The 13,198-nt window shown below is 55.7% G+C and carries 12 protein-coding genes and 1 other RNA gene; 12 read left to right on the forward strand and 1 reads right to left on the reverse strand.

The features are described 5' to 3' along the window. Nucleotides 1-161 precede the first annotated feature (161 nt). The 3 genes from BJF95_RS13785 to BJF95_RS13795 all read left to right on the forward strand — a co-directional run bounded on the left by BJF95_RS13785 (nucleotide 162) and on the right by BJF95_RS13795 (nucleotide 2,473). Entirely contained in the window at nucleotides 162-899 is a 738-nt protein-coding gene (locus tag BJF95_RS13785; protein ID WP_075640001.1) for a J domain-containing protein, read from the forward strand. Next, nucleotides 896-1,654: an N-acetylmuramoyl-L-alanine amidase gene (locus BJF95_RS13790; protein ID WP_075640002.1), complete on the forward strand. Its 759-nt coding sequence runs from the start codon at nucleotides 896-898 to the stop codon at nucleotides 1,652-1,654. The genes BJF95_RS13785 and BJF95_RS13790 overlap by 4 nt, the downstream gene beginning before the upstream one ends. A 261-nt stretch (nucleotides 1,655-1,915) precedes the next feature. Continuing rightward, complete coding sequence (locus BJF95_RS13795; RefSeq protein WP_075640003.1) at nucleotides 1,916-2,473, forward strand: lytic transglycosylase domain-containing protein; 558 nt, start codon at nucleotides 1,916-1,918, stop codon at nucleotides 2,471-2,473. A 110-nt stretch (nucleotides 2,474-2,583) separates the two neighbouring features. On the opposite strand, the gene BJF95_RS13800 is transcribed toward BJF95_RS13795, so the two are convergent. After that, on the reverse strand, nucleotides 2,584-3,153 hold the full coding sequence (locus BJF95_RS13800; RefSeq protein WP_075640004.1) for a DJ-1/PfpI family protein: 570 nt from the start codon (nucleotides 3,151-3,153) through the stop codon (nucleotides 2,584-2,586). Between the two features lie 140 nt (nucleotides 3,154-3,293). Here BJF95_RS13800 and BJF95_RS13805 point away from each other — a divergent pair, with 140 nt between their 5' ends. The 9 genes from BJF95_RS13805 (at nucleotide 3,294) to mraY (ending at nucleotide 13,193) form a co-directional block, all read left to right on the forward strand. Further along, entirely contained in the window at nucleotides 3,294-4,487 is a 1,194-nt protein-coding gene (locus BJF95_RS13805) for an FAD-dependent oxidoreductase (RefSeq protein WP_075640349.1), read from the forward strand. 50 nt (nucleotides 4,488-4,537) lie between these two features. Beyond that, an RNA gene (rnpB, locus tag BJF95_RS13810) (RNase P RNA component class A) lies at nucleotides 4,538-4,937 on the forward strand. 510 nt (nucleotides 4,938-5,447) lie between these two features. After that, on the forward strand, nucleotides 5,448-5,888 hold the full coding sequence (gene mraZ, locus BJF95_RS13815; RefSeq protein ID WP_075640005.1) for a division/cell wall cluster transcriptional repressor MraZ: 441 nt from the start codon (nucleotides 5,448-5,450) through the stop codon (nucleotides 5,886-5,888). A gap of 29 nt (nucleotides 5,889-5,917) precedes the next feature. Continuing rightward, complete coding sequence (rsmH, locus tag BJF95_RS13820; RefSeq protein WP_075640006.1) at nucleotides 5,918-6,943, forward strand: 16S rRNA (cytosine(1402)-N(4))-methyltransferase RsmH; 1,026 nt, start codon at nucleotides 5,918-5,920, stop codon at nucleotides 6,941-6,943. Between the two features lie 3 nt (nucleotides 6,944-6,946). Continuing rightward, complete coding sequence (gene ftsL, locus BJF95_RS13825) at nucleotides 6,947-7,318, forward strand: cell division protein FtsL (RefSeq protein ID WP_075640007.1); 372 nt, start codon at nucleotides 6,947-6,949, stop codon at nucleotides 7,316-7,318. Then, entirely contained in the window at nucleotides 7,318-9,066 is a 1,749-nt protein-coding gene (locus tag BJF95_RS13830) for a peptidoglycan D,D-transpeptidase FtsI family protein (protein WP_075640008.1), read from the forward strand. Before ftsL ends, BJF95_RS13830 begins: the two co-directional genes overlap by 1 nt. Before the next feature lie 63 nt (nucleotides 9,067-9,129). Continuing rightward, the gene (locus tag BJF95_RS13835) at nucleotides 9,130-10,602 is read left to right on the forward strand and encodes a UDP-N-acetylmuramoyl-L-alanyl-D-glutamate--2,6-diaminopimelate ligase (protein WP_075640009.1); all 1,473 of its coding nucleotides are present in this window, start codon (nucleotides 9,130-9,132) and stop codon (nucleotides 10,600-10,602) included. Beyond that, nucleotides 10,599-12,032, forward strand: a complete 1,434-nt coding sequence (locus BJF95_RS13840; RefSeq protein WP_075640010.1) for a UDP-N-acetylmuramoylalanyl-D-glutamyl-2,6-diaminopimelate--D-alanyl-D-alanine ligase — start codon at nucleotides 10,599-10,601, stop codon at nucleotides 12,030-12,032. The genes BJF95_RS13835 and BJF95_RS13840 overlap by 4 nt, the downstream gene beginning before the upstream one ends. A 60-nt stretch (nucleotides 12,033-12,092) precedes the next feature. Next, nucleotides 12,093-13,193, forward strand: a complete 1,101-nt coding sequence (mraY, locus tag BJF95_RS13845; protein WP_075640011.1) for a phospho-N-acetylmuramoyl-pentapeptide-transferase — start codon at nucleotides 12,093-12,095, stop codon at nucleotides 13,191-13,193. The last annotated feature ends 5 nt before the right edge of the window (nucleotides 13,194-13,198 follow it).

Raw genomic sequence — 13,198 nt, forward strand, 5'->3', positions numbered from 1 at the left:
GGATAAGTTGGGTCGAGGTTGTTTTGTGAAATAATGATGTGATTCGCCTTTGTTGTTCATGTCGTGTTCAGGCAGCGTTGCGGGATTGTGAACAAAGTTTAACCAAAATCATGAGCGCGCCTGTCTTGCTTTTCCAGCGGTAATTTGGTCAAGCTGCCAACATGATGTTTGATTTTAGCTGCCTGCAATTATCGTCTTTATGGGAACGGCTGGTGAGCGCGGTGAGCGACGCAGCCGGCAATGCCCTGTCGTCGCTTGTCGATGCGATCCGCACAATGTTTGAGGGCGATCCGGAAACGCGCAGGCGCGTGTCTTTTTCTGTGGCGATCATTGCGCTGTCGGCCAAGATGGCAAAGGCTGATGGTATTGTCTCGCAGGCCGAGGTCAATGCCTTTCGCAGCATTTTCGAATTCCCGCCCGAAGAAGCGCGCAATGTGGCGAGGCTCTATAATCTCGCCAAGCAGGATATTGCCGGTTACGAAGCCTATGCCGAAAAGCTCGCCAATCTGTGCGGCTCGCGCACCAAGGGCTGCCCTATGCTGGAGGAGATTGTTGACGCACTCTTTCACATTGCCACGGCGGATGGGCTGGTTCACGAAAAGGAAATGGCATTCCTGAGCCGGATTGCCGAGATTTTCGAAATTGGTGAAGACCGGTTTGAGGCCATTGCTGCGCGCCATCTGGCATTGGATCACGATCCCTATGGCATTCTGGGCGTATCGCGCAGCGATGATTTCAGCACGATCCGCAAGCGTTATCGCACGTTGGCGTCCGAACATCACCCGGATATGCTTTATGCGCGGGGCTTGCCCGTGGAAATGCACGCGGCAGCGCATCAGCGCATGGCCGCCTTCAACGCCGCCTATGCTGCGATTGAAAAGGAACGTCGGGCTGCATGACTGATTTTAAGGCTGATTATTCTGGCGCGGAGGTCATCGCATCTCCAAACCATGGTGAGCGCGTGGACATCGCAGCCCCCGATACGATTATTTTGCATTACACCGGCATGCCGAGCGAAGATGCCGCCATTTCGTGGCTCTGCAATCCCGAAAGTCAGGTGTCTAGCCACTATCTGGTGCGCGAAAACGGGGACGTTGTGCAAATGGTGAGCGAGAGTCGGCGTGCATGGCACGCTGGCAAAAGCTTCTGGGCTGGTGCCACTGACATCAATTCGCGCTCGATCGGCATTGAAATTGCCAATGCTGGCCATCCATCCTTGCCGGATTATCCGCAAGAGCAGATCGAATCCGTTGCACAATTGTGTCTGGATTGTGCAAAACGCTGGTCTATCACGCCTGAGCGGGTGCTGGCGCACTCCGATATTGCCCCTGTTCGCAAGGTTGATCCAGGTGAACATTTCCCTTGGGATCGGCTGCATCAGATGGGGGTTGGACACTGGGTTGAACCAGCGCCCATGGGCGGCGGGAGGTTTTTCAGCCAAGGGGATCGCGGCCAGCCCATAGAAGCTTTGCAATCCATGCTATCTTTCTATGGCTATAACATTGAAATAAATGGCGAATTTAATGCTGAAACCGTCGGCGTCGTCAAGAGTTTTCAGCTGCATTTTCGGCAAGCAAGAGTTGATGGAGTCGCTGATTCCTCGACCATAGATACATTGCATCGCTTGCTGGTATCGCTGCCGCGTTTTGCCTGATTGCTGCAAGATTGGCCGCCCGGACGCGGCCCTCTTTGCTAGCCAAAAATCATAAAATTTTGCTCGGCCATAGGATTTCCTTATTGCGGCTGTTTAACAAACTCGCTGAACGGCGGGTTTGACTTCACAAGATGATGTCTTCCGCAATTATCAACGATGAGGGTGATGTAAATCGTCGCTTTTGCAAAAGCGGTGACATGGAGAAGCTTTGACTATGCTTGTCTTTATTTCGAACCCTTTGACTGGAGACTGAACCTTTTCATGAAAACGCATCTTTTTGCTGCTGCGGCATGCCTCGCTATGACTTTGCCTGCTGGCTCCTATGCCCACGCCAATGAAACCGCGAAAATTCCGTCCTTGATGGACATGTTGCGCGGAGATAAAGAGCAACCAAGCGAGAAGGAAATTGACAGCAATTCGGGTGTTGAGCGCGCCAGCGGCAAGCTGCCCTATCACGCGCTGATTTCATCCTATTCCAAGCAATACGGCGTTTCCCCGCAGTTGGCGCAGGCTGTGATCAAGATCGAGAGCAATTTTAACGCCAAGGCGCGGGGTGCGCATGGCGAAGTCGGCCTGATGCAAATCAAGCCGGCCACCGCCCGCGCCATGGGTTATAGTGGCAACACGGCAGGCCTTTATGATCCGGCAACAAATCTGAAATACGGCATCAAATATCTGGCCATGGCCAATCAGCTTGGCGGTGGTGATATGTGCGGCGCGATCTTGCGCTACAACGCCGGCCATGGTGCGACCCGCATGAACGCAACCTCCAAACGCTATTGCGGCCAGGTGCTGGCGATGATCGGCGAGAAGGTTTGATGTGACTTTGACCGATGCGAGGAGAGCGGAAAACCAAATTGGTCAACCGCTCTCTCTTGTTGTGGACGTGCGAAGCGCAGTCCCGTGTTCACATCCATTGAAGGGGGCGTTCAATGGTGCTCGGCCGCAAGCATGGTGGTGAACTGGGATATGAGTTCGGGGGCAATGCCGACGCTTTCAAAAATCGCAGCGGTGAAGCTGACGGGTGCCGTTCCGGGCGCGGTGATAATCCCGTCTGCGGAAACCGCCGACGGGCGATCCTGATAGAAGGAAGCTCCGGCGTAATTGCCCGCATTCTCAATCAGAAAATCGCGGCTATTGGATGTGTGCGGGAGCGTGTCGAGCAGGCCCGCTCTTGCCAAGGCAAGCGTTCCGCCGCAAATGCCGCCAATTGACGCGCCATCTGTCCGGCAGTCGTTGAGGAAATCCGCAATCTCGGGCGCTTGGCTGTCTGCCCATATCGCTCCGCCAACAACAACGACGCTATTGGGTTGCCATTGACGGCATTGATTTAGGTCCTGGTCGACGTTGGTAACAAGTCCTCCCTGCGAGCGGAGGCTTCCGGTTTGCGGCGTGAAAAATTGCACGTCAATGCCATAGAAAGGACCACCAGTTCCCGCGATCAAGGCATATTCCCAGTCCGCGAAGCCTTGCGTTAAAATCAGTGCAGCTTTCGGCATTTCTATACTCCGTTTTCAATATGGAAAAGCGAGGATGGTGACCTATTGTTGGGGAAGAGTATGGCCTGCGTCAATCTCTCCGATGTGAAATCAAATCCGCCGTGCTAATCCTTGCGCCATTGAATCGTTTGGGTGTTGATATGGCAGATCAGGTTTTCAAATACATCATTATCGGGCGCGGCATGATGGGGGCGGCAGCTGCGCGCCATCTTGGGGCGAACGCCGATGGCGTTGCCCTGATCGGGCCAGATGAACCTGCCGACAAGGCCAATCATGAAGGCGTTTTTGCCAGCCATTATGATGAGGCCCGTATCACCCGCACCATTGATGGCAATCCCGTCTGGGCCAAGCTGGCCAATCGGTCGATTGCACGCTATCATGCCATGCAGCAGGAAAGCGGCATCACCTTCTATCATGAGGTGGGATGCCTGATTGTTGCGCCAAAGCCCGGCGGGCAATCCACCTATATTGCCAATGTGCAAGAGGCTGTATCGCAGCTCGGTGTGGTGACGGAGTCCTTGGATGGTGGGGCTCTGGCGGGCGAATTTCCTTATTTTCAGTTTGAAGTCGGATGTGTTGGCGTTCATGAGCGCCACAACGCGGGCTATGTGAACCCGCGGGCAATGGTGGCGGCGCAAACCATCTTGGCTGAAAAGGCCGGTGTCACGCTGATCAATGCCATTGCCGCCGCCGTGCGCGATGAGGGCACGTATGTTTCTGTAACGACTGCAGACGGGCAGGTGGTAAAGGGGGAGAAAGTGCTGGTGGCTGCCGGTGGCTTTTCCATTGCGCCCGACCTCTTGCCTCAAAGGCTTGACCTTTCCATCAACGCCCGCACGGTCGCATTTTTCGAAATCCCGGATGAGGAATTGTCGACTTATGCCGGCATGCCATCGCTGATTTATGAGCCGAATGGCCCGCAAGATCACATATATTTGCTGCCGCCGGTGCGCTATCCCGATGGCAAGACCTATTTGAAAATCGGTGGCGACCCTGATGATCTCAAGCTTCTGACCGAGCCAGCCATTCGGGAGTGGTTCAAGAGTGGCGGCCGTGAAAGTACGCGCAATCACCTCAAGCGAATTATTGATGGCCTGGTGCCAACACTTGCCCATGCGCCGGTTTCGATGGCGGCTTGCGTCACATCGTTCACGCCCGGTGGTTACCCGGCGATTGGCATGAGCCGCAGCCAGCGCATTGGCGTGCTCAGTGGCGGTTGCGGGGCTGCGGCCAAAAGCTCGGATGAAATTGGCCGCCTGGGGGCTGTGCTGCTGCGCAATGGCACGCTTGAGGGCGAAGATTATCCGGCAGTTTTTTCGCCCAGTTTCTCCTGAGGTGATTATAGGGGTGGTGTTTCGCATCCGTCTCGTTTAAGCACCCCACACCAGTCGGCCGGGCAGCCGCGCTTTACCAATGTCGAAAGACGGTAGGGTGAGGAAAGTCCGGGCTCCACGGAAACACGGTGCCGGATAACGTCCGGCGAGGGCGACCTCAGGGAAAGTGCCACAGAAAGCAGACCGCCTCGCTTGTCGAGGTCAGGGTGAAAGGGTGGGGTAAGAGCCCACCGCGTCGCTGGTGACAGGGACGGCATGGTAAACCCCACCGGGAGCAAGACCGAATAGGGATGACGCGGGGGCGGCGCAAGCCGCACTACAGCCGGTTTTCGGGCCAGTCATCCGGGTGGGTTGCGAGAGGCGGCGCGCAAGCGTCGTCCCAGATGAATGGCTGCCACGTTCCGGGAAACCGGGGCCATACAGAACCCGGCTTACAGGCCGACTGGTGTTTGTTTTTTCAAGGATTTTTGCGAAAGCATTGTTCGCCCACTCTGGGGCGCAAGGGCGCGCTTTTGCTCCTTCTGTTTGCTGCATGATTTTCACCTTAAATTGTTAGGATTCAAGGAATTATGCAAGAGCGCTTCGTGAAGATGCAATTTCACAAAATTAGAAAAATATAATTTATATCAATGGTTTGCTCAGCCCGCCATGGCTTTGGCGTGTCTTGAGCTGCCATTGACGTAATAACTATTCATTAATCTTAACGGGTTATAAATTTCCGATGCCGTGGTCCGTGTTGGCGGGCCCATTCCCATTGACGCCCATATGGTCCCATGTTATCCCATAAGTGCACTGCCGAGGGGCGATCAGATGCCCCGACATGTGAAGCAAAGATGCGGACCTTCAGGGGTTTGCTCGACTGTTTTTGCAATTCGGCAATGAGCATTTCTGCGCACGTGCATTCATGGAGTTGCGGGTGTTTGATCCGCATGAAAGGACAGGAGGCGGCGGTAAAGCGTTATGAACCGCTTCTTATCCAATGCGACAAACCGGATCGATGCGAAGGGACGGGTTTCCGTGCCGGCGGCGTTCCGTGCTGTCTTGGTAAATCGGGAAATTCAGGAGCTGTATTGCTTTCAGGATTTCACGTTTCCGGCGATCAGCGTCGGTGGTCCGGATCTGCTCGAGCGGTACGAGCGCCAGATCACTGCGGAAGATCCGTTTTCGCCGGTAGCAAACGAGATGTCGCTCTTGATCCACGGGGGCGGCGTGTTTATGCGTCTCGATTCAGAGGGGCGTTTGATGGTCACGGATTTTATCCGCGACTTTACAGGCATTACATCCGAAGTGACCTTTGTGGGGCGGTCGGATCATTTTCAGGTGTGGCAGCCGCAAGCGTTTCACGAGGCGCAGGCGGCAGCCAGAAAAGGGCTTGGACTGAGAGGTTCGCGCCCGATTTAAGGCAAGACGACTTAAGGCGGAGAAGCGGAATGATGACGGATCTTGGCGGAGGGAATACTGAAGCCGAAGGCGGACCGGTTCGTCACATTCCGGTTCTTCTCAAAGAAGTTCTGGATGCGCTTGAGCCACAGGCTGGCAAGGTTATTCTTGATGGCACATTTGGGGCTGGCGGTTATACCTCTGCGATTTTAAGCGCCGGTGCCGATGTTATCGCGCTTGATCGTGATCCAACAGCCATTGCCGCAGGCCAGGCCATGGTTGCCGCGCATGGCGGTCATCTCACCCTCAATCACACGCAGTTTTCCGTGCTGGATCGTTTTGCGCCGGAAGATGGGCTGGACGGCATTGTGCTCGATATCGGCGTGTCGTCCATGCAGATTGACGAGGCCGAACGCGGGTTTTCATTTCAGAAAAATGGTCCGCTGGATATGCGCATGTCCGGTGCTGGCGTGTCGGCTGCCGATGTTGTCAACCGGGCCAAGGTATCAGACCTGATCCGGATTTTTGGCTTTCTGGGTGAGGAAAAGCAGGCTGGCCGCATCGCGCGTGCCATTGAAAAACGCCGTGCCACCCATCCTTTTGAAACCACCCGTGATTTGGCAGGCATGATCGAGATTGTGACGCCGCGCAAGGCCAAGGACAAGATCCATCCGGCAACGCGCGTATTTCAGGCGCTTCGTGTGTTTGTCAATGACGAGTTGGGCGAGTTGGCGCAGGCGTTGTTTGCAGCCGAGCAGGCACTCAAGCCCGGCGGGCGGCTGGTGGTTGTCACTTTTCACTCGCTTGAAGATCGCATTGTTAAAAAATTCTTTTCCGATCGTTCGGGCAAAGCAACAGGCTCGCGCCATCTCCCGATGGTAGTTGAGCGGTTGGCAACTTTTGAGCCGGTCGGCAAAGGTTTGCTCGCCGCCACTGAGGAGGAGGCCGAGATCAATCCGCGCGCCCGTTCCGCCAAACTTCGCGCTGCCATCAGGACAGTGCATCCAGCCATGAAGGCCGATTTCTCAATTTTCGATCTGCCCGATCTCGCCGAGATCGAACGACTGGGAGGTTGATCCATGATTCGCACCTTTGACGTTATTTTGATCGGAGTCATGGCGGCGGCTGCCACCGTGACCTATCAAATCAAGCACAATACTGACGAAAAATTTCAGAATGTGCGGCGCGTTGAGGCGCAGATCAAGCTGGAGAAAGACACGATTGAGCTGTTGGAGGCCGACTGGGCCTTGCTGACGCAGCCCAACCGGCTGGAAAAGCTTGCCAATGTCTATCATGACGAGTTGCAGCTTCAGCAGACCGATCCTAATCAACTTGCCCGCGCCAATGAATTGCCGATGCTGAAGTCGCAGGTTCCTGTTCCCCAGATCGCTGACGGTCGTCCCAAGACGAAGCCGACAGACCAGATCACAACAGGATCGGTGGCGCGCTGATGTCGTTTTTGTCTCGTATGATGTTATTGAAAAGCAAGGCGCATCTTTCGGCAGATGTTCGCCGGGCTGGTCCATCTCGCAATCGCTCGCGCGCCGCTGATAATGCAGCCAAACGCAAGGCCGATATGGCGCGTCGGCGCGTTGGCTTGCTGATGTTTGGTTTTGCGGCTGTTTACATCGTCATTGGCGGGCGGCTGATGCAATATGGCTATGCCCATCCTGAAAACACATCCAGCATCATCCCGCCAGATCGGCTGATGGCAGCGCGCCCGGACATTCTGGATCGCAATGGTCAGGTGCTGGCCACGGATATTCGCACCGTATCGCTGTTTGCCGAGCCGCATAAAATTGTCGATGCCGATGAAGCGGTGGAAAAGCTGGCAACGGTTTTGCCCGATGTGGACGCGCGCGACATGTATCGCAAGCTGTCGTCGAAGTCGCATTTCCAATGGCTGCGCCGCCAGTTGACGCCCAAGCAGCAGAGCCAGATTTTGGCCCTTGGCATTCCCGGTATCGGCTTTCGGCCTGAAATTCGCAGGTTCTATCCCGGTGGTTCCACGGCGGCCCACATTGTCGGTTTTGTGAATATCGACAATCGCGGCATGGCCGGAATGGAAAAATACATCGACAATCAGGGCTTGGCCGAACTGGCCGATCTGGGCATGACCAGCAACGCCCGTTTGGAGCCGGTGAAGCTGTCCATCGATCTGCGTGTTCAGAATATCGTGCATGATGTGGTGGCCGCCGCTCAGGTGAATTTCAAGGGCAAATCTGCAGGGGCCGTTGTGCTGGATGCGGAAACTGGCGAAGTGCTTGGCATGGCATCTTACCCGGATTTTGATCCCAACAGTCCAGAGCAGGGTGCCAAGGATGGCTGGCTGAACCGCATGTCGAATGGTACATTCGAAATGGGCTCGACCTTTAAATCCTTCACGCTGGCGATGGGCCTGGATACCGGCCGCATCAAGCTGACGGATAGTTTTGATGCGCGCTACCCGATTAAAATCGGTGGCTTCACCATCAAGGACTTCCATGGTCAGAGCCGGTTTTTGACCGTGCCCGATATTTTCAAATATTCCTCCAACATTGGTACGGCGAAGATCATCGACGTTGTCGGCATTCCTGAGCAAAAGGAATATTTGACCCGTCTTGGGCTGTTGACCAAGATGAAGACGGAATTGCCTGAAGTGAAAATGCCGTCTCAGCCGCGCGAATGGAAAAAAATCAACTCGATCACCATTTCCTTCGGCCACGGCGTTGCCACCACACCGTTGCAGACGGCGGTTGCGGGTGCGGCTTTGGTCAACGGTGGCCGTTTGATCGAGCCGACATTCCTGCCGCGCACGCTTGAGCAGGCCGATGAAGTTGCCGAGGCGGTCTTGAAGCCGACAACCAGCGCCGATATGCGCTACCTTTTTGATTATAATGGAAAATTTGGTTCGGGCCGTGGTGCGCGCATTCCGGGTTTCGATGTGGGTGGTAAGACGGGTACCGCCGACAAGGTTGTCAACGGTCGTTATGACAGCAAGCTGAACTTCAATGCGTTCCTGGGAGCATTTCCCATGGGCAAGCCACGCTATGTGGTGCTGAGCTTTATCGATGAGCCGTTGACCGGCGAGCAGGGCGGAACCATCTCTGCTTACACGGCATTGCCGATTGTTCGGGACATTATTCGCAGAACGGCCCCAATTCTCGGTGTAGAACCGGACTTCGGTTCGCTCGGAAAAGACATGCTCGTGTCATATTGAGGTTTCAATGCAGGACTGGTGGGTGGAATCAGTGCCGCCCAGCCAGTAGGGGACGAAGAAAAGATGAAACTGCGAGAACTCACGGATGGTGCGCTGCAAGAGTTGATCGGCCCGCTGGACAGCGGATTGGCAGAGCTGGAGATTTCTGGCCTCACTGCCGATAGTCGAAAGGTGCAGCCCGGCATGATGTTTGTGGCGCTCAGCGGTGTGAAAGCCGATGGCGCGCAATTTATTGCTGATGCCGTGGCGCGCGGTGCGGCTGTTGTGGTGGCATCATCTTCCGTGGACGCCAATATGAATGTCAATGTTCCCGTGTTGGTCACAGATCAGCCGCGCCGCGCACTGGCGCTGGCTGCGGCCCGTTTCTATAACGCTCAGCCGCAGACGATGATTGCCGTTACCGGCACTGCTGGCAAAACCTCGGTGGCATCATTTGTGCGCCAGATCTGGGCCTTTGCCGGTTTGGACAGCGCGCAGATTGGCACCACGGGTGTCATTTCCGCCAAGCGCAATGATTATGGTTCGCTGACCACGCCTGATCCGGTTGAGCTGCACAAGATGTTGGCGGAACTGGCGGGCGAGGGTGTTACCCATGCGGCGATGGAAGCCTCCAGCCATGGTCTGGATCAAAGCCGGCTGGATGGCGTGGTGTTAAGCGCTGCGGGTTTCACCAACCTTGGCCGCGACCATATGGATTATCATCCAACCATTGAGCATTACATGGCCGCCAAAATGCGGCTGTTTGAGGTGCTTTTGCCCAAAGGCGCGCCTGCCGTGATCTTTGCAGATGATGAATGGTCAGCAGAGGCGGCGCGCGTGGCGACAAAAGCAGGCCATGATGTGCGCACCGTTGGCCGGGCAGGGAGCTTTTTGACGCTGAAGCGCGTTGAGCATTTCCGCCACAAGCAAACCGCCGAAATTCATCATGGTGGTGCGATTTACGAGGTTGATTTGCCGCTGGCGGGCGATTTCCAGATTGCCAATGCGCTGGTGGCCGCAGGTCTTGCGATTTCCACGGGTGTTTCGGTTGAAACCACCATGAAGGCGCTGGAAAGATTGCAAGGTGCATCGGGACGGTTGGAGCTTGTGGCACAGGCCAAGGGCGGAGCGCTGGCCTATGTGGATTACGCCCATAAGCCGGATGCGTTGGAAAATGTGCTCAAGGCGGTTCGTCCTTTCACCAGTGGCCGTATTATTGCGGTGTTTGGCTGTGGCGGCGACCGCGATAAGGGCAAACGTCCGATTATGGGCGAGATTGCCAATCGCCTGGCCGATATTGCTATTGTTACCGACGACAATCCGCGCTCGGAAGTGGCGGCCACCATTCGCGCCGAGGTTATGGCGGCAACCTCACGGGGTATTGAAATTGCAGACCGCAAACAGGCCATCCGCGCGGCTGTTGCCATGCTGGCAACGGGCGATACTCTGATTGTGGCTGGCAAAGGCCATGAACAGGGCCAGATTGTTGGTGGCATCACCTTGCCATTTTCGGACCATGCCGAAATCCTGAATGCCATGGAGGAATTTCACCCTTGAATTTTCTTTGGACCATTGATGAAATGGTGGCGGCCATGAATGGGCGGCCATTGGGCGTGATGCCGGAAGGCATTACCGGCATTTCAATTGACAGCCGCACCGTGCAGCCCGGCGAAGCCTTTTTTGCCATCAAGGGCGATCGGGTAGATGGCCATAACTATGCATCAATTGCTGCGGCCAATGGCGCATCCTTGATGGTGGTCAACGAGGCTAAGCTGCCGGCGCTTGGTCGGCTGACCGTGCCGATGATTGTGGTGGAAGATGTGTTGCAGGCGCTTGGGCTTTTGGCCTTGGCGGCGCGGGCGCGCTCAAAAGCCCATATTGTTGCCGTTACCGGCTCGGTGGGCAAAACCACCACCAAGGAAATGCTGCGGCAAGTGCTGGCCCCATCGGGCGAGGTGCATGCTGCCGTTGCCTCGTTCAACAACCATTGGGGCGTGCCGTTGACCTTGGCGCGCATGCCCGCCAGCGCCGAATTTGGCATCTTTGAAATCGGCATGAACCATAGTGGCGAGATCACACCGCTGGTACAAATGGTGCGCCCCCATGTGGCGGTGATTACCACGATTGCACCGGCCCATCTGGGCAATTTTGCGAGTGTGGATGAGATTGCCGATGCCAAGGCCGAGATTTTCTCAGGTGTTGCGCTGGGCGGTGTGGCACTGCTCAATCACGACAATCCCTATTTCGAATATCTGGCTAGAAAAGCCTATGATGCCGGTGTGACGCATATCCATTCTTTTGGCCAGCACACCAAGGCCGAGTTCCGCCTGGCAGAATTTGACGGCGGAGCCGAAAGCTCGACCGTCTGGGCGGTGATTGATGGCGAGACCCGCGAAGTGGCCATTGGCGCACCGGGGCGTCACATTGCGGAAAATGCCATGGCGGCTTTGGGCGTTGTGCGTCTTTTGGGTGCCGATATGGATGCGGCTGTGCAGGCTTTGGCAGACCTTGCAGCGGTCAAGGGCCGTGGCCAGCGCCATCGGCTGCGCACAGACACCGGCATTCTCACCGTGATTGACGAGAGCTATAACGCCAACCCTGCATCGATGCGGGCTGCTATTGCGGTTTTGGCGGCAGCCCAGCCCTACGCCGATGGTCGTCGCATTGCCATTCTGGGCGATATGCTGGAAATGGGCGAGTTGTCGGGCGAGCTTCATGCCGAATTGAGCGGCCCTTTGCTGGCGGCTGGCATTGAGCATGTCTGGCTGGCAGGCTCCGAAATGGCAGCACTCAAGGCACATCTGCCCGAGAGCGTTTCCAGCATCTGGTTTGAAACCACGGATGAACTGGCAACCTATGCCACCTCTGCTGTTCATGGTGGTGACGTTGTTATGGTTAAATCCTCGCTTGGCCTTGGTTTTGGCAAGATTGTTGCGGTCCTGCTTGACAAGTATCCCTCATTGGACGACACCCGCCGCCCAGAATAGACTTAAACGTTCGGCCAAAGATTCGATCTTTGGCCGAAGCGACTCTTGGAAAGTGCTTTCATGCTGATCTGGCTTGTTGACTTCGCGAACCATGTCCAATTTTTCAACCTGTTCCGCTACATCACGTTTCGGACCGGGGCTGCGATGTTTACCGCCGCGCTGATTGTCTTTTTGTTTGGCCCTGCGATTATTGCCTCGCTCAGAGTGCGCCAAGGCAAGGGCCAGCCCATTCGAGCCGATGGCCCGCAAACCCATTTTAAAAAGGCTGGCACCCCAACAATGGGCGGCCTGATGATTTTGGCAGGCATTGTGGGGGCTTCGTTGCTCTGGGCCGATTTGTCCAATGTCTATGTGGTGGCAACGCTGCTGGTCACGCTGGGCTTTGGGGCCATTGGCTTTTACGATGACTATTTGAAAGTGACCAAACAGTCGGACAAGGGCTTTTCAGGCAAGGCGCGCTTAGGCATTGAGTTTCTCATTGCCGGCATTGCCGTGTTTTTCATGATGGAAGCGGCCAAAGTGTCGGCACCCCAGGGTCCGCATGTGGCAACCTCTGTGGCCTTTCCATTCTTCAAGGATGTTTTGCTCAATCTGGGCTATTTTTTCATCGTCTTTGGTGGTTTCGTCATTGTTGCCGCTGGCAATGCGGTCAACCTTACTGATGGTCTTGATGGGCTGGCGATTGTTCCGGTAATGATTGCCTCTGCCGCCTTCGGCTTGATTGCCTATCTGGCCGGTAACGCGGTGTTTGCAGGCTATTTGCAGATCAATTTTGTACCGGGCACCGGCGAGCTTGCGGTTATTTTGGGCGCGGTGATCGGCGCTGGCCTCGGCTTTTTGTGGTTCAATGCGCCACCGGCTGCTATTTTCATGGGCGACACCGGCTCGCTGGCGCTGGGCGGCTTGATTGGCACGGTGGCGGTTGCCACCAAGCACGAAATCGTCATGATCATCATCGGCGGCCTGTTTGTGATGGAGACCCTCTCGGTGATCATTCAGGTTGGCTATTACAAGATGACCAAGCGGCGGGTGTTTTTGATGGCCCCCATCCATCACCATTTTGAAAAGAAGGGCTGGACCGAAAGCCAGGTGGTGATCCGCTTCTGGATCATCGCCGTGGGTCTTGCCATTCTTGGTCTCTCCACTCTGAAGCTGCGGTGAGGCCA

The organism is Rhizobium oryziradicis, from assembly GCF_001939045.1.
GTDB classification, from domain to species: Bacteria; Pseudomonadota; Alphaproteobacteria; order Rhizobiales; family Rhizobiaceae; genus Allorhizobium; species Allorhizobium oryziradicis.